The sequence below is a fragment of the Tenacibaculum sediminilitoris genome (assembly GCF_964513795.1).
In the GTDB taxonomy this organism is placed as follows: Bacteria; Bacteroidota; Bacteroidia; order Flavobacteriales; family Flavobacteriaceae; genus Polaribacter; species Polaribacter sediminilitoris.
Map to the genome: position 1 here is coordinate 137,525 of NZ_CAZEQR010000048.1, position 17,570 is coordinate 155,094.

The following is a 17,570-nucleotide window of genomic DNA, read 5'->3' on the forward strand; positions in this document are numbered from 1 at the left end:
TTTCTAAATTCGTAATTCATAATTTAAAACTGATTATATGATTGTTCTAATAGCTTCAGAAAAAGATATTCCTAATGAGATTGAAATCCTACATCAATTATTTGAAGAAGGGTTGGAATATTACCATTTTAGAAAGCCTTTTAAAAATTGTGATGAGCATATAGCTTATTTGAATCAGGTTGATAAAAAATATCATGGTAGAATAGTTACACACTATTTTCATGAGTTGATTAATGAATTCAATTTAAAAGGTATTCATTTTCAAGAACAAAAAAGAATTGATGCTCTAGAGAATGGAAGCGAATACTTTATCGGGTTAAATATGTTGGGGAAAACCATGAGTAGTTCCTTTCACGAGCCTGAAGAATTAGCAAATTGTGATGTTGAATTTGATTACCATCTATTGAGTCCAGTGTTTTCTTCTATTTCAAAAAAAGGATACGAAGGGAAAGGTTTTGATGTAAATCATATTGATAAAACCATTATAGGTATGGGAGGAATTAATACCGATACTATTCAAAAAACAATTGAATTAGGTTTTCAGGGAGTAGGTGTTTTAGGAGGTGTTTGGAATGCAGAAAATCCAATAAAAAGTTTTAAAAATATCAAACGTCATTACAAGGAGTGTACGACTAAGTAATCTTTTCGTCGAAGAAAAAAAGCATGCTAAAAAACATGAAACAAAAACCTTACATACTTACTATTGCAGGTCTTGATCCGTCAAGCGGAGCAGGAATTACTTCAGATATCAAAACATTTGAGGCACATGGTTTGTACGGACTATCAGTATGTACTGCGGTTACGGTTCAAAATGATGTTGATTTTAAGGAGTGTACTTGGATTGATAGAAAAACAATTATCAATCAAATTACAGTACTTTTTGAACGCTTTGATATTGCTGTAGCTAAAATAGGAATCATTCAATCTTGGGAAGTATTATTAGAGGTTGTTCAAGTGTTGAAGAGTTGTAACCCTACAATAAATATTGTGCTAGATCCAATATTAAAAGCGAGTGCTGGATTTGATTTTCATTCCAAAAAAAACTTAAAAGTATTTGAAAAGGTATTGCAACATTGTGATTTTGTAACTCCAAACTATGATGAAATAAAAGCTCTATTTCCTGAAAAAACAATCGAAGAGACCATTGACTTTATCTTAGAAAGAACCAATATCTATTTAAAAGGAGGTCATAGAGAAGAAAAAAGAGGATGGGATGAAATATACCATAGTAAAATAGTACAACTAAATATTCCACCTATTACAGATTCGGTTTTTGAAAAACACGGAAGCGGTTGTGTACTATCTTCAGCCTTAGCAGCTAATTTAGTTAAAGAAATTAGTTTAGAAGACGCGTGTAAAAATGCAAAATGGTATACAGAACAATTTTTAAATTCAAATGAATCCCTCTTAGGAACCCATAATTACAAATAAAATGATAAGTAAATTACACTACATAACTCAAGGAAAAACTCCTGAAGAACATTTAGAAAATATTCAAAGAGCTTGTGCTTCAGGAGCAGAATGGGTACAACTTAGGTTAAAAAACATGGATCCGAAAACGCTATTAGAAACCGCAAAAAAAGCAAGAGAAGTTACAAGTCATTTTCAGACTAGGTTGATTATAAACGACTATTACAAAGTAGCCAAGGAAGTAAATGCAGATGGAGTTCATTTAGGAAAAAAGGATATATGTCCGTTAAAAGCTCGTGATTATTTAGGCAAATGGTACTCTATTGGAGGTACAGCGAATACTCTAGAAGATTGTAAAATTCTACTAGAAAAAAAAGTAGATTATATTGGTTTAGGACCCTTTCAATTTACGGAAACCAAAAAAAAATTAAGTCCAGTTTTAGGAAAGGTAGGGTATAAAAAATTAGTTGAAGAATTACATACAGAAATTCCTATTATAGCGGTTGGAGGAATTACTTTAGATAATGTTACAGAAATTATTAAAACAGGTGTTTACGGAGTAGCAGTTTCTGGAGGAATAACAAATGATTTTACAAGCATTCCAGTTTTTCATCAAATTTTAGATGCACCAAGTACACAAGAGCAAGTGTATAAAATGAACAAGTAGTTTAAAAAAAAATGAACAATATATTAAGTATAGCAGATAAAAAATTTGCCTCTCGATTATTTACAGGTACAGGGAAATTTAGTTCTTCTGAAGTAATGAGAGAATCTTTATTAGCTTCTGAAAGTGAATTAATAACAGTTGCTTTAAAAAGAGTAGATGTACAGAATGAAGAAGATAATATTTTAACACATTTAAATCATTCTCGAATTAATTTATTACCAAATACATCTGGGGTTAGAACGGCAAAAGAAGCTGTTTTTGCTGCAGAGTTATCTAGAGAAGCCTTAGAAACAAATTGGGTAAAATTAGAAATACATCCAGATCCAAGGTATTTATTGCCAGATCCTATAGAAACCTTAAAAGCGGCAGAAGAATTAGTGAAATTAGGATTTGTAGTGATGCCTTACATCCATGCAGATCCAGTTTTATGCAAGCGTTTAGAAGAGGTAGGAACACAATGTGTTATGCCATTAGGAGCGCCTATTGGGAGTAATAAAGGGTTGAAAACAGTAGAGTTTTTAGAAATTATTATAGAGCAATCGAATGTTCCTGTAATTGTTGATGCAGGAATAGGCTCTCCATCACACGCAGCACATGCGATGGAACTAGGTGCGGATGCAGTGTTGGTAAATACTGCCATAGCTGTATCACAAAATCCTATAGCTATGGCACAAGCTTTTAAAATGGCAGTGGAAGCTGGAAGAATGGCATATGAAGCAAAATTAGCGCCCATAAGAAAACAAGCAGAAGCAAGTAGTCCGTTAACAAGTTTTTTAAGTTAGATTAAACAGTGTCATAATTAAGTCAAGCGATAAAACCTACCGAAAGAAACGTTAAAAATAAAAAGCTGTTTGACCGGAGCGAGTTCTTTTCATTTAGTTTCGAGGATATGACTTTTATCAGCTAAGAGTTAATAAGACTAGATTTTTTATTCCTTTTTTCATCAATGGAAAAAAGTTAAAGCTAACAATACATTATGAGTAGTTTCAAAAACACATTTAGCCAATACAATTGGGATGATACATTAAAAAGTATCTTCAACAAAACAGCAATTGATGTAAAGAATACTTTAGGAAAAGATAAACTTGATTTAGAAGATTTTAAAGTACTCATTTCGCCCGCCGCAAAACCATTTTTAGAGCAAATGGCACAAAGGAGTCGTATGCTAACTAAAAAGCGTTTTGGAAACACCATACAAATGTATGCTCCGATGTATTTAAGTAACGAATGTCAAAATATATGCACCTACTGCGGATTTAGTTTTACAAACAAAATACCTAGACGAACGTTAACCGATGACGAGATTTTAAAAGAAGTTGCTTTTTTAAAAGGAAAAGGCTATGATCATATTTTGTTAGTTACTGGAGAAGCTAATAAAACAGTAGGAGTTGATTATATAAAAAATGCCATTCAACTCATACGTTCTCAATTTTCAAATATTACTATTGAAGTTCAACCTTTAGATCAAGATGAATATGAGTTACTGATAGAAAAAGGGCTGTATGCCGTATTAGTATACCAAGAAACGTATCATAAAGAGGAATATAAAAAACACCATCCGAAAGGGAAAAAATCTAATTTTGAGTATCGATTAGATACTCCTGATAGGTTAGGAAAGGCTGGGGTTCATAAAATAGGATTAGGGGCTTTATTTGGACTGGAAGATTGGCGTGCCGATAGCTTTTTTACAGCATTACACTTAAAATATTTACAGAAGACCTACTGGAAAACAAAGTATTCTATTTCATTCCCACGCTTAAGACCACATTCAGGAGGATTGGAACCCAAGGTAGAAATGACCGATGCAGATTTAGTACAACTAATCTGTGCGTTTAGACTATTAGATGAAGATGTAGAGCTATCAATGTCTACCCGAGAAAGTGAAGTTTTTAGAAATAATATTGTTAATTTAGGGGCAACCTCAATAAGTGCAGAGTCAAAGACAAATCCAGGAGGGTATAGTGTTGAACCACAATCGTTAGAACAGTTTGAAATTTCAGACGAAAGAAGTACAGAAGAAATTGTAGAGATGCTAAAAGATCAAGGATTAGAAGTAGTTTGGAAAGATTGGGAGCAGTTTGTAAGTTAGGTTGCTATACTTTTAGAGTCAAGAAAATAGAATTATGAATTTGAGTAATGAAGAACAAAAACAATACAATCGCCACCTTATTCTTGATAAAATTGGAGAGGAGGGGCAGCTCAAACTAAAACAAGCAAAGGTCTTAGTAATTGGAGCTGGTGGATTGGGGTGTCCTGCATTACAATATTTAACAGCAGCAGGAGTCGGCACGATTGGGATTATAGACGATGATACGGTAGATCAAAGTAATTTACAACGTCAAGTTTTATATACGGTAGACGATATAGGAAAATCTAAAGCAGCAACAGCAGCAAGTCGCTTATCAAAATTGAATCCGTTTGTTCAGTTTAATGTATACAGAGAAAAGCTAACGAATCAAAATGCAATTACTTTATTTCAGCAATACGATGTAATTGTAGATGGGAGCGATAATTTTGTAACACGCTACCTAACAAATGATGCAGCGGTATTGACTCAAAAACCTTTAGTATATGGAGCTATTTTTAAGTTTGAAGGTCAGGTGAGCGTGTTTAACTACCAAGGAAGTGCTACATATCGATGTTTATATTCAACGCCACCCAAACCTGAAGAATCACCCAATTGTTCAGACATTGGTGTACTAGGAGTACTACCAGGAATTATAGGAAGTTTACAAGCCAATGAAACGATTAAAATCATTTGCCAAATAGGAGAGGTGTTAGCCAATAAACTATTGATGTATGATACCTTAAGCATGCGCCAAATAATATTGAATTTTGAAAAGACAAACAAAGCTGAGGTTACGGAGTTGAATAAAGATTATGAATTCTTTTGTGGAATTAAAACAGTTACTCACGAAATAACCTTAGAAGAATTACAAAACAATCTGTCAACCTATAATTTGTTAGATGTGCGTGAATATTGGGAGCGTGAAGAAAAGCATATTGGCGGGCAACATATACCGTTAGGAGAATTACCACAGCGATTTCTAGAAGTACACACTAGCAGACCTGTAGTAGTGTATTGTAAATCAGGAACACGAAGCCAACATGCTATTAACTTTCTTCAAGAGGAGTTTGACCGGGTTACTTTTATCAATTTAAAAGGCGGTTTCTAATTTTTTTAATCTTATTTACAACAGTTTGAGGATACTAAAGGAAAAATTAGTTGCTTTATATATGTTTTATCGTTAGGGTATATTATTTCATCTATTTTTACTACTCCTACCTCTTTTACAGGCCCTTTTCTATTGTAATAGGTACCAAATAATAAATCCCAAAAAGGAAAAGTATTACTAAAGTTTTTAGCTTCATTCATTTTAGTACTATGATGAAAATGATGAACTTGAGGAGTTACAACAAAATAGTCCCAATAACTTTTTTTTGTTTTAATATTGGCATGTGATAGATAAGCAATTACAACATAGGTGATTCCAACTAAAAATATAATTTCGTCACTAAAGCCTAAAAGTAAAAGAGGAACCATTTTTAAAATGGTATTTAAAAATATATTAATAGGATGAATCCAGTTTGTTTTAAACCAATTTAAACTAGTTGGTAAGTGATGAATTGAATGAATTTTCCATAAAAGAAGACTAAAAGAGGATTTTTTATTGCCTACGTGGCTAATCCTATGATATAAATAAGGTAAGAAATCACCAAGTAAACTAGCAATGATAAATACTGCGAAAAAAGGAAGTGAATCCCAAAAACTAAATGTTAAAAAAAGATGCTTTTGAAGATAAACAACAAACGATAATGCAAGTGCTTTACCAAAGGCATCAAATAAAACAGCTGAAAAAATAAAATGTTTTACATCTGTTTTAAGTGTTTGTTTAGTAGGTTTCCACTCTTCTTTTAACGGTATAACCCTTTCTAGTATTACAATATAAATTAACGAGAATACAAAGATAGCATAGGAAGCCAATTCTAAATTCCAGCTATTTTTAAGAGTTATGTAACCAAGTACAAGAGTTGAAATTAATAAAGTAGGTACAACTACAAAAGGAATTATTTTACGTTTCATTTTTTTGTTTTTCCTTGTAGTCGTTTAAACAATTAAAAAAGATGCAAAATTATGGCATTAAATTTAACCTAATCATTTCATTTTTTAATTCTAGAGGAAGTTCACAGCTTTCTTTTAGTTGAAAATCATAGATTTGACCTTTGTTGTTGTAAAAAATATTTACACAGTTACTTACTGTTTCCTGTAATTTTTTTCTTCCTCTTTGTATTCTAGATTTTGTTGCTGTTAAACTTAAATTAAGCATGTTCGCAACTTCTTGTTGCGGTATTTGTTCAACATCACTTAAATAAAGAGGTTTGCTATACTTCTCTGGAAGGTATGTTTGAATAATAAACCCAGATAAATCACAAACACAAGAGTTTTCTGAGTTATTTTTGGTAATGGTTTGATAATTTGAAACTTCAAAACGTTTCTTGTTTGTTCTATAATAATCAGCAATAGTATTTCTAGTAACCTGAAAAAGCCAAGTTTTATAATTGTGAATGGTAGTTTTTCGTTTCAGGTTATCCAATAACTTGATACCAACCTCTTGTAAAAGATCATCTACCATAGTCTCATTATCAATTTTTGTCTTGATAAAGTTTCGCAAATGGCCCTCATGAGTATTCCAAATTTTAGTAAATGTCATTACTAGACTTTTGTTTGTTAAAACAGTTAGTTATCTAAAAAAAACTATTAAATTACGTTATATGTTAGTAATTTTAAAGTTACTGTTTTTTAACTAAATTAAAAAATAACTAGCTTATTAAGAAATAATGAAACCCATAGAAAAGTTTGATGTGCTTGTTTAAAGTCTCTATCTTCGCCTTCCATAATGAAAATGATTTTAGATGTTAGATTTTGTGATTATAGGTGGAGCACAAGCAGGCTTATCCATGGCTTACCACTTAAAAAAGATGGAAAAAAATTTTATAGTAGTAGATGGAGAAGAAGAAATAGGAGCCTCTTGGCTTAATAGATGGGATTCTTTAAAATTATTTACACCAACCGAATATAATCACTTACCAGGTTTAAGATTTAAAGCCCCTAAAGGTCATTACCCAACAAAATATGAGGTTAGCGATTACTTTAAATCGTATGTAAAGAAGTTTGATATTCCAGTGCAACTGAATACCTTAGTAACTTCAGTGAAAAAATCAGCAAAAGGATTTCATGTAGTCTATGCTGATGGAGAAATTGTAGCAAAAAATGTGATTGTAGCAACAGGTCCGTTTCATATACCGTATACACCACCTTGTCATACAAAACTATCCGAAGATATATTACAAATGCACAGTAATTACTATAAAAATAGTGAACAGTTGCAAGAAGGAGACGTGTTAGTTGTTGGAGGAGGAGATTCAGGATATCAAATTTTAGATGAAGTTTCTAAATATAAAAACTCCAAAAAGGTATATTTTTCAGGAGAAACCAAGGTAAAAACCTTACCGCAGCAGTTCTTAGGGAAAACTTTATGGTGGTGGTTTACGCTTATAGGTTTTTTAAGGTTTAACAAATACAGTTGGATAGGAAAAAAAATAAGCAGCTCTTTACAACCTGTAATTGGTACCAATGTAAAAGAAATTTTATCTCGAGAAAATGTAATACCAGTAGGAAGAACAAAAGATGCGTTAGCAAATGAAGTTGTTTTTGAGAATAGGAGTATAACATCTATAAAAAATATTATTTGGGCAACAGGATATCGTCCTAACTTTAAGTGGATAGAAGGTTTGGAGTTAGATTCAAATAATTATCCAAAAAACTATAGAGGAGTGAGTAATATTGAAGGCTTGTATTTTATAGGATTACCTTGGATGTATACACGTGGATCTGCTACCTTAGGAGGAGTGTCAAAAGACGCTAGCTATTTGGCAGATGTGATTAGTAAAAAATAATATTTCGCATGCAACAAACAACAAATACGATAGTAATGGTTCGTCCAACCAACTTTAGGATGAACGAACAAACAGCAGTAAATAATTATTACCAACAAGAATTGTCAGGAATGTTACCTGCATCAATTAATGCTAAAGCACAAGAAGAGTTTGATGTTTTTGTTGAAAAACTACAAGTTGTTGGGGTTAATGTAGTAGTTGTTGATGATACTAAAGAACCAAATACCCCCGATGCATTATTTCCAAATAACTGGATTTCATTTCATGAAAATGGAGATGTAGCTATCTACCCAATGTTTGCAGAGAATAGACGTTTAGAGCGTAGAGAAGATGTGTTAGAGATATTAGAAGATAAAGGTTTTGTAATAGAAAATGTTGTAGATTATTCGCAAGCAGAAGAGGAAGAAGTTTTCTTAGAAGGAACTGGAAGTATGATTTTAGATCGTACCAATCGTAAAGCCTATTGTGCTTTATCTCCTCGTGCTGATGAAGAACTATTTATTGAATTTTGTGAAGATTTTGAATATACACCTGTAATTTTTACAGCAAACCAAACAGTCGAGGGAAGTAGAGAGGCTATTTATCATACCAATGTAATGATGTGTGTAGCAGCAACTTTTGCCGTAGTATGTTTAGACTCGATAGATGATAAAAAAGAAAAGAAAAATTTATTAAAACATTTAAAGTCGGACAGAAAAGAAGTCATTGCTATATCAGAAAAACAAGTAACACAATTTGCAGGAAATATGTTACAAGTTAAAGGAGCGAATAACGAACCTTATTTGGTAATGAGTTCTTCAGCTTTTAACTCGCTAAAACCTAATCAAACACAAGCCATAGAAAAGCACTGTAAAGTACTACACAGTTCTCTAGAAACTATAGAAATCTGTGGTGGTGGAAGTGCGCGTTGCATGATGGCTGAAGTTTTTTTACCAAAAGCCTAAGTAACCATTGTATTAGAGACTTTGTGATTTTTATAGTACTGCATTAAAATAAATGAACAGATTACTGAAGAAGCAACTCCTTCAATAGCTAAGGCAAAAACAACCAATGGTAAACTTAAATTTTGTCCCCAAAAAGAAGACTTTTCAAGTACTGCCATAAAGCTAGCATCAATAAAGTCTACATAAATAATTAACCCTAAGATGGTTAAGCCTACAGCAATTATAGAAGTACCTGCCCCTAATAAAAAATTGCTAAAATATGACGATTCATGATTGGTCATTATGTTTGTCTTAATAGCTCTGTTAATACCCCAGAGTACAAAAACAAAATTTAAGAAACGAAGTTCAGAAATACTGTCTAGTCCTAAGATTTTCATTACTAAAAAGAAACTAACAATGCCTGCAAAAATTAACAACGCATTATTAAAGATGATTTTTTTACTTGTCATAATAGTACGTTTTAAGAATTAACTATCTTAAAAGTACAAAATAATAAACTTAAAATCAATTTTTTACAACAAAGCTTCCTTCAATATTGTTACAGGGTGTTTTGCTAAACGCTTCGTGCCATCGTAAATTTGATGACGACAACTTGTGCCAGCAGCTATTATTTCTGTAGTATCAGAAAAGTTTCTAATTTTTGGAAACAAGGTGTCTTCACCCACTTGCATACTTACCTTATAATGTTCTTTCTCGTACCCGAAAGAACCTGCCATACCACAACAACCTGTATTCATAATGGTCACCTTGTAGTTTTTAGGAATGTTTAAAATAGAAAAGGAAGCATGGGTACTAGACAATGCTTTTTGATGGCAATGTCCGTGTATTTTAAGTTCTTTTTCATCATTATTAAATTTAGTTGTGTCTATAAAACCGTTAGTATGTTCATTAGCCAAAAACTCTTCAATAGTAAACACATTTTTAGCAATTTGTTCAGCAGCAGTTTTATTGTCAGCTAAACGTATATACTCATCTCTAAAAGTTAAAATAGCAGAAGGCTCTATTCCAATTAGTGGAGTTTCTTCAGAAATTATTTCTTTAAAAGTAGTCACGTTTTTATTTGCAATTTCTTTAGCTTCCTTTAAAAAACCTTTAGAAATATAACTACGTCCGCTTTCTTGGTGATTCACAGTTTTTACCTGGTATCCAAGCTTTTCTAATACAATAACAGCATCTTTACCAATTTCAGCATCGTAATAGTTGGTAAATTCATCGTTGAATAAATATACCGTTTTATTGGTAGGTTTGGTATTGTGTTTTTTCAACCAAGAACTTAAGGGGTGTTTTGCTAACTTAGGAACCGAACGTTCTGTGGCAACCCCCATAATTTTTTTAGCTATGGTAGTATTGGTAAAGAAATTTGTTAGTATTGGAAACTTACTACCTAATTTATTGTATTTAGCGTTGTTAGCAAATAATTTACTTCGAAAAGAATAGCCATTTGTTTCTTGGTATTGATACAAGAACTCTGCTTTCATAGAGGCAATATCTACATTACTAGGACATTCACTAGCACAAGCTTTACAACTTAAACACAAGTCTAAAACTTGTTTTAGCTCTTTTGAGTCGAACTTGTTTTTAGCAGTGTTGTTGGTTAATACTTCACGAAGAGTATTGGCTCTAGCACGAGTAGTTTCCTTTTCGTTACGAGTAGCTCGGTAACTTGGGCATAATGTTCCTCCAGCTTCAGGAGATTTACGACAATCACCAGAACCATTACATTTTTCAGCCAGTTTTAAAATACCTTCACTATCTGAAAAATCTTGAATAGTTGCTATCTCAGGTTCGTTTCGGTCAACCTCATAACGTAAACTTTGATCCATCGGAAAAGCATCGGTAATTTTTCCTTTGTTGAACACATTGTTCGGGTCAAATGCTTTTTTTATTCTTCGTAATAATTGGTAGTTTTTGTCACCAATCATTAACGGAATAAATTCTGCACGTACAATACCATCGCCATGTTCACCACTAAACGATCCTTGATATTTCTTAACTAACTTCGCAGTTTCAGTAGTTATTTTTCTGAACAGTACCACATCTTCCTGTTTCTTTAAATTCAAAATAGGGCGTAAGTGTAGTTCACCAGCTCCTGCGTGTGCATAATACACCGCTCTTTGCTGGTATGTATCCATAATTTTAGTAAACTCCTCAATATAAGTGGGTAAATCTTCTAAGGCTACAGCAGTGTCTTCAATACAAGCTACCGCTTTATCGTCTCCCATTATATTCCCTAATAATCCTAAACCAGCTTTTCGTAGTTGATGTACTTTAGCAATGTCTTCACCATACACTTTAGGATAGTGGTATCCAAAGTTGTTTGTTTTTAAATCTTCAATAAGTTTATCGGCTAGTACTTCTGCTTCTTCAATGGTATCAGCAGAAACTTCTAACATTAATACAGCTTCAGGATCTCCTTGTAAAAAGAAACGATTTTTCGATTGTTCGCGATTGTTTTTAGTACAGTCTAAGATTACCTTATCCATCAATTCACAAGCATAAAGTGTATGTTTCATAGTGGTAACGGTAGCTTTTAAACTTTCGTTTACACTGGTAAAATGCGGGCATACCATGATGCTTTGCGCAGGAGGAAGATTATCTAACTGAATAGTAATAGCGGTAGAGAACACTAAGGTTCCTTCACTTCCTGATAAGAATTTTGCAGGATTGATAGTTGCTTCAGTTCCGCCAAATAAATCGGAAGTTAAAAACTCGTCAACTGCATACCCAGTATTTCTTCGGTGAATGCTTTCCTTCGGGAATTCTTTTTTTATTTCTTGCTGAACAGCTTCTTGAGAAAGTTCAGTATAAATTGCTCGATAGATGTTTCCTTCTAACGAATTTTCTATTTTCTTTTGATTGAATTCAGCTGAAGTAATTTCAGAAAAAGTAATTTCACTACCATCACTTAATAATCCTTGGATAGCAATTACTTTATCACGAGTAACTCCGTAACGTATAGAAGTACTTCCTGAAGAGTTGTTACCTACCATTCCACCAATCATACAACGGTTAGAGGTTGAGGTATTCGGACCAAAAAACAATCCGAAAGGTTTTAAAAAGCGGTTTAAATCATCGCGAATAATTCCTGGTTCTACCGTAATGGTTTTGTTAATTTCATCAAAAGCCAAAATGTTGGTAAAGTGTTTAGAAACGTCTACTACAATTCCGTCACCTACACACTGTCCTGCTAACGAAGTTCCTGCTGTACGCGGAATTAAGGTGATGTTGTTTTTTGTAGCAAAATCAATTAACAGTTGAATGTCTTGTATATTTTTAGGATAGGCTACTGCTAACGGAATTTTACGATATACCGAAGCATCGGTTGCGTAAATATTTTTATGTAGGTCGTCAAAGAATAGTTCACCAGTTAATGATTTTTTGAACGTTTCAAGTTGTATTGTTTGTGTCATTATTTTAAAAACCTAAAAAGGTGGGTACTGTTGTTAATTATTCTATTGGAATGTGACGCTTAAAACAGGTATCGAAACATATAAAGGTATCGGTTCCTGCCACTCCTTTAATCAAATGTACGTTATCGTATAGTATTTTTTGTAAATGTTCATTGTCTCTAGCAAAGATTAAAATAAAAATAGCGTAGTAACCAGAAACAAAATTACATTCGGTTATCTCAGGTATTTTTTCCAATTCATGCATTACTTCTTTAGCAAAGCGAGCCTCACGCAATCTAATACCTGTGTATGATTTGGTTTTATATCCTAAGCTTTTTTCCTCTAAAACAAACTCCGCATTTTTAATTACACCTTCTGCAGTTAATTTTTTAATACGTTGATGAATTAGTGAGTTAGAAACCTTTAATTCATCAGCAATTTGCGAATAGGCTTTACGAGCATCTAAACGAAGTTTTGATAGTATTTGTTTGTCTATATAATCAAATTGATTTTCCAAAAGAATAATTTTGTTAGGATAAACTTAATATAAGCTACAAGATAAACAATCGTTTTTAACGAAAAAAGTGTAGCCGAAAATACAAATATACGGCTACACTTTTTCAATACTTAATTTTATGATTAAGCATTTATTACTGCCAAGCAGTTTTGTATGCTTTCATCTTGCATATTTTCATACCATTTTGTTAACTTATAAACAGGTTCACCTAAATCTTTTTCAAATAATGATTGATTAGAAGTACCTTCATATTCACGTTTAGCATCATCTGTTCCTAAGTTTGAAGCAAAAATTCCTGCTGCACTTACAGGTAAGAAATCTTCGTATACCATAGGTTCTATGCTTAAATAACCGTCTTCTAATAATTGGTTTACATCTACTTTTGTATACACTTTGTTTTTAGATAACGTTTTTACTTTATCTGTAGTAAAGTAATGGAAATAAGCCAATTCTTTTGATTGTAACTCTTTGTAGTTATCAGGGAAAACTTTAAAATTTTCTGCTAGTAACTCATTGTATTCTGAGGCATTTTCGGCAGTTGGTGATCCACCAATAGCTTTACGTGTTTTACCTAACAACTCATGATACATGTCAAGTCCTTTTTGAGTTAATGCTGCACCACGTTGTTCAATCTCACCAAAACGAGCTTTGTGTTCGCCTATTTCTTCTTTTTCAACATTGTTTTTAAAAGTTACTTTTTCGGTCAATGCTTTAAAACTTGTTTGGCGTAGTAAAATAGGGCATTTTCTTACAGGAGGCCCTTCTATATTGTCTTTTGGTGGAATATTACGAGCCTCCATGCTTACTTGCACCTTATCTATATCTAAAGTTCTAGGAGTTAGGTGGTTGATGTGAGGTCCTTTGAAAGCAACTACATCAGCAATTAATCTGTGCTGCTTTAGTAAAGCTTCGTACATTTCATAATCCACGGTAGCAGTATCGTGCCAACGAAAAGTTTCTAATGCTTCTAGAACAAAGGTTTCGGCATCTTCTTTATTTAAACCTCCTTCTTTTTCAGATTTATCAATGAGTTGTAAAACTTTTTCTGTAAAAATTTGACGTTTTTCTAAAATAGTTTCAACATTGTTACGAAGCTGAGCATCATCAATTAAATCTATACGTAGTAAAGAGGTAAAAACTCTGAATGGAGCTTGATTAAGAGCAGTGCTTTCAATAGCTCTAAACGCCGTAGAATGAACAGGAACACCAGCCGGGGCTAAATCATAGTAACCAACAGAATACATTCCCATAACTTTGAACAGACGCCTCATTGTAAATAGCTCATAGGGCTTACCTAAACGAATTGCTCCGTGGCGTTCCATATCTAGTCGAGTTAATTCTCCAGTATGTGCTAACTGCTCTTCAATTTCTTTAGACTCTGAAAGAACATTATCATTAATGCCATGAACCAAATCAAGTAGCTCACCATAAAGTGGTACCTCTTTCTTGTACATATCAGACATAATTTTAGAGAAGCGGTTACGAATGTACTCTGGAGATACAAATTCTTCAGTTGTATTAGTAAAACTTTCTAGTTTATTTTTTGATGACATAGTTTATTGGAATTTGTTACAAATTAAATGAATTTAATTTTTTTTAGTATACATAAAAATAAATTTTGTTTTATTGGTGTTTATTTTGAGTTAATTTACTTTTTCAAATGTGTTTTTTTTAACCAAAAAGATAATTTTTACAAAAAAAGTATTTTTTAAAAGTCAATTTGACATAGGACTTAGTAAAATATTTCAGTTTTTTTAATTCTATTAGAGAATAAGCAACAAAAGAAATAACTTCTTGCTACTATGAGTTTTGCTTTTCGTTATCCAATGGAAAATGGTGAGGTATCCCCTGGTTTTATAGCAGGTTTTACGGATAAAATTTTTGAAAGTACTGATATGAAATTACAATAGTTTTCATAATTATATATAATACTAAAACCCCATAACTTCGGGGTTTTATATTGGTGTAACGTTTCTGGATAAGAACAGTAATATAATACTACATGTTTTTAACACCTAGGCGTCTTATTTTAAGAATTCTTATTTCCTAAAGGTTTATACCTATTGTTTTTTATCTGTTGTTGGCAGGTTTATTTTTTTATAGGAGTTCCATAAAATTAGTAAACTCATTTTTTAACCTTATATCCTCTTTCCCTTTAATTAATGCTTTAAGCAACTCGATTGTATGTTCTTTTTTATCTTTAGGAAATTTATTAATTATTTTGGGTGCGAAATTTCTAAGACTTGAAATTAGTATGTCATCTACCTCTTGATTTTTATTTTCTAAAAATGTCATAGTAATATACCCTGTAAGTAACTCTTGTAACCCCTTGATTCCTTGATTATATCCTCTTACCCGAGTTTTGTAATTGTAAGAATCCTTACTTAGTGATTTGATAAAATCATTTGATAAGGAAATTATTTTTATAGATTGATACCCAATACTAGCAGCTAACATTGCTTGTTCTTTAGATATTGAACCCTGAGGTTGATTCAATTGAGATTTTAGAATTAAGTTAATTTTCGCATAGGTGGGCGCTAGAATTCCCATCTTGGTTCTAGAATTTGAATTTGCTGGTATTTCTGGAAATTTATCTTGTTGTGTATAAATATACTGGACTAAGTTTGGATTAATTTTATACGGTAATCCATTCTTAATTTTTTTAGCTATACCGTTTAATTCAACTGTTGCCTTTTGGTTGTCATAGGGCTTATGAATATCTTGAGAAAATGATTCTATTGAAATAAGAATCAGTAATTGAGTTAATATTAATTTAATAATATTTTTGGCAGTCATAATGTAGTTATATTAATCTAAATTAGTGTAAAGTTATTTGAAGCTAATAACTCTCTCAATATTACTGTTAAAGGTTTTATGTGATTATCAATAATGGGCAAGTTAGCAATTTTTTCTTGTACATCTTCAAACTATATTTTTTGTAAAACATCAAATAAAGCACCTTCTAAACCATTAATTAAATGAATAAAACCTGAATCTTTATTTTGAGAATTAACAATAATGAAAGAGATGAAAAGAACAAGTATTAAGGAAGTTACTTTTCAAATTAACGTTAATATATATGATATAGATAAGCCTTGTTTGTGACTAGTATATGCTAGATTAACTATATAATATAAAAAAGGTATTCCATTAGTATTGGGACAATACCCCAAGCCTAATAGAGGTTGATGTTTCTTGTCTAAAAGAAGTTGTTTTTTTAATTTATAATTGTTCGATACAAATTATTTTTATCTAGAATATAAATATGATTATTCAGTGTCTGAATAGCGTATGAGTTTGCTTCAAAAAACACAGAATCATCTTTTTTTGTTAAAAAAGGGAGAGGAGTATTTGTTCCTTTACTGTCAATTTTAAATATAAATGATTTAGCTTCATCTAAAGCTTGAAAAGAGGTTGTAATAAACGCATTATCTTCATGAATAACTATATCAGATATTTCTCCATAAGGCATATGTATTTTTTTCCAAGTTTTCCCTGAGTCATTTGTATACATTAATACATTGTTTGAACCACCAATAAAACCAGTTCTAGAATTAAAAAAGGCAATAGATGATAATGTAGTATTTTCTTCAGAGTAGAGAAGTTGCCAGTTAACTCCTCCATCAATACTTTTATAACATTTCCCAGATAATGTGGTTATTATTAGTTCATCAGCAGAAATTATAGCTATATCTGATATACCTTTTTCATTTTTAGGAAGGTTATTGTTTTTAATTATTTTCCAGGTTTCACCTCTATCTATTGTTTTTAATATAACGGAATGGTGTTCATGTTCTCCAATAATAAAGCCTATTTTTTCTGTTAAAAATCTAATTTTGTAATATTTGAATTTTTGATACCTACTTTGATTTTCTTTAAAAAAGTATTTAGTATCAAAAACACTCCAATTTTTCCCAAAATCTTCACTTTTATATATATAGTTACTAGCCCCAACTATAAAAATATTATTTCCAGAAAAATCTATAGATTGAAAAGAGTTAGCAAACCTAGAAAAACTAATCTCTTTCCAGTTTTTTCCACCATTTAGGGTAATTCTAGCTCTTAATCGAGTTCCGCCAACTATAACACCAAGGTTGTTATTTTTAAACTTAAGGCCTTGATAAAAATGAAATCCAGTTTCATCTAAATGATGTAGTATCGAAACTTCTTGTTTAGAGGATGTATTGGTAAATTTATATTGATTCTGGGTAATATTATTATAAGTATTGTATTCTATTCCAGGAGCCTTATTTATTGGTATAAAGCTTTTACTAACCTTGTATGTTTTTGGGATAAGGTCATTTTTGTTTGATTTATTATTGATACAAGAGTAGAAAAGAGTAATTGTAAATAATAAGATAGGTAATTGGGTTATTTTCATTATTCTAAGTAATTTTTATCTGTTTGTACTTGGTACATTCTAACTATACAAGTTTTGTATGGTTTGTGTTGTGCAAACATAAAAAAAACAGGTTTAAAGCCTTAATAACAAAGAATATCTTTTTAGCTATTTGTAATAGTTAAGCTTATGAGTAATATTCTAATGGTAAGGAGAATAACACCTCAAACTTAATTGAGGTGTTATTTCATGTAGGTTTATAAGCTTTTTCTAGTATAAAATGATCATTTCCTTATTTTCTTGTTTCATAAAATGTGATTTAAATATTTTTAATTAGACTTAAGAA

The 17,570-nt window shown here is 31.7% G+C and carries 16 protein-coding genes; 8 read left to right on the forward strand and 8 right to left on the reverse strand.

Translation table 11 applies throughout. The annotated features are described in order from the left end of the window. Positions 1-37 precede the first annotated feature (37 nt). From ACKTSW_RS11935 to moeB, 6 genes are all read left to right on the forward strand, one after another. A complete protein-coding gene (locus tag ACKTSW_RS11935; RefSeq protein WP_408025478.1) occupies positions 38-640 on the forward strand; it encodes a thiamine phosphate synthase in 603 nt (200 codons plus the stop codon). A 35-nt stretch (positions 641-675) separates the two neighbouring features. Then, positions 676-1,431 carry a hydroxymethylpyrimidine/phosphomethylpyrimidine kinase gene (locus ACKTSW_RS11940; protein WP_408025479.1) on the forward strand — a complete coding sequence of 252 codons (756 nt, stop codon included), beginning with the start codon at positions 676-678 and terminating at the stop codon, positions 1,429-1,431. Between the two features lies 1 nt (position 1,432). Continuing rightward, a complete protein-coding gene (gene thiE, locus ACKTSW_RS11945; RefSeq protein ID WP_408025480.1) occupies positions 1,433-2,077 on the forward strand; it encodes a thiamine phosphate synthase in 645 nt (214 codons plus the stop codon). Positions 2,078-2,088: 11 nt separating this feature from the next. Continuing rightward, positions 2,089-2,859 carry a thiazole synthase gene (locus ACKTSW_RS11950; protein WP_408025481.1) on the forward strand — a complete coding sequence of 257 codons (771 nt, stop codon included), beginning with the start codon at positions 2,089-2,091 and terminating at the stop codon, positions 2,857-2,859. A gap of 194 nt (positions 2,860-3,053) precedes the next feature. Then, complete coding sequence (gene thiH / locus ACKTSW_RS11955; protein ID WP_408025482.1) at positions 3,054-4,166, forward strand: 2-iminoacetate synthase ThiH; 1,113 nt, start codon at positions 3,054-3,056, stop codon at positions 4,164-4,166. A 34-nt stretch (positions 4,167-4,200) separates the two neighbouring features. Further along, complete coding sequence (moeB, locus tag ACKTSW_RS11960; protein WP_408025483.1) at positions 4,201-5,253, forward strand: molybdopterin-synthase adenylyltransferase MoeB; 1,053 nt, start codon at positions 4,201-4,203, stop codon at positions 5,251-5,253. An 11-nt stretch (positions 5,254-5,264) separates the two neighbouring features. On the opposite strand, the gene ACKTSW_RS11965 is transcribed toward moeB, so the two are convergent. Next, positions 5,265-6,161: a sterol desaturase family protein gene (locus ACKTSW_RS11965; protein ID WP_408025484.1), complete on the reverse strand. Its 897-nt coding sequence runs from the start codon at positions 6,159-6,161 to the stop codon at positions 5,265-5,267. A 49-nt stretch (positions 6,162-6,210) separates the two neighbouring features. Next, positions 6,211-6,789: a sigma factor-like helix-turn-helix DNA-binding protein gene (locus ACKTSW_RS11970; RefSeq protein WP_408025485.1), complete on the reverse strand. Its 579-nt coding sequence runs from the start codon at positions 6,787-6,789 to the stop codon at positions 6,211-6,213. A gap of 202 nt (positions 6,790-6,991) precedes the next feature. Between ACKTSW_RS11970 and ACKTSW_RS11975 the strand changes: the two genes are divergently transcribed. Beyond that, positions 6,992-8,035 carry a flavin-containing monooxygenase gene (locus tag ACKTSW_RS11975; RefSeq protein ID WP_408025486.1) on the forward strand — a complete coding sequence of 348 codons (1,044 nt, stop codon included), beginning with the start codon at positions 6,992-6,994 and terminating at the stop codon, positions 8,033-8,035. A gap of 8 nt (positions 8,036-8,043) precedes the next feature. Beyond that, a complete protein-coding gene (ctlX, locus tag ACKTSW_RS11980) occupies positions 8,044-8,979 on the forward strand; it encodes a citrulline utilization hydrolase CtlX (protein WP_408025487.1) in 936 nt (311 codons plus the stop codon). Here ctlX and ACKTSW_RS11985 read toward each other — a convergent pair. The 6 genes from ACKTSW_RS11985 to ACKTSW_RS12010 form a co-directional block, all read right to left on the reverse strand. Next, positions 8,976-9,428, reverse strand: a complete 453-nt coding sequence (locus ACKTSW_RS11985; protein WP_408025488.1) for a hypothetical protein — start codon at positions 9,426-9,428, stop codon at positions 8,976-8,978. The two genes, ctlX and ACKTSW_RS11985, sit on opposite strands and share 4 nt — an antisense overlap. Positions 9,429-9,491: 63 nt before the next feature. Then, complete coding sequence (locus tag ACKTSW_RS11990) at positions 9,492-12,389, reverse strand: FAD-binding and (Fe-S)-binding domain-containing protein (protein WP_408025489.1); 2,898 nt, start codon at positions 12,387-12,389, stop codon at positions 9,492-9,494. Positions 12,390-12,426: 37 nt separating this feature from the next. After that, positions 12,427-12,885: an Lrp/AsnC family transcriptional regulator gene (locus ACKTSW_RS11995; RefSeq protein ID WP_231128388.1), complete on the reverse strand. Its 459-nt coding sequence runs from the start codon at positions 12,883-12,885 to the stop codon at positions 12,427-12,429. A gap of 122 nt (positions 12,886-13,007) precedes the next feature. Next, positions 13,008-14,438, reverse strand: coding sequence for a 2-oxoadipate dioxygenase/decarboxylase HglS (gene hglS, locus ACKTSW_RS12000; RefSeq protein ID WP_408025490.1), 1,431 nt, complete (start codon positions 14,436-14,438; stop codon positions 13,008-13,010). A 544-nt stretch (positions 14,439-14,982) separates the two neighbouring features. Then, complete coding sequence (locus ACKTSW_RS12005) at positions 14,983-15,681, reverse strand: hypothetical protein (RefSeq protein ID WP_408025491.1); 699 nt, start codon at positions 15,679-15,681, stop codon at positions 14,983-14,985. 421 nt (positions 15,682-16,102) lie between these two features. Continuing rightward, positions 16,103-17,266 (reverse strand): YCF48-related protein, encoded by a 1,164-nt coding sequence (locus tag ACKTSW_RS12010; RefSeq protein ID WP_408025492.1) that lies wholly within the window; start codon positions 17,264-17,266, stop codon positions 16,103-16,105. Positions 17,267-17,570 lie beyond the last annotated feature (304 nt).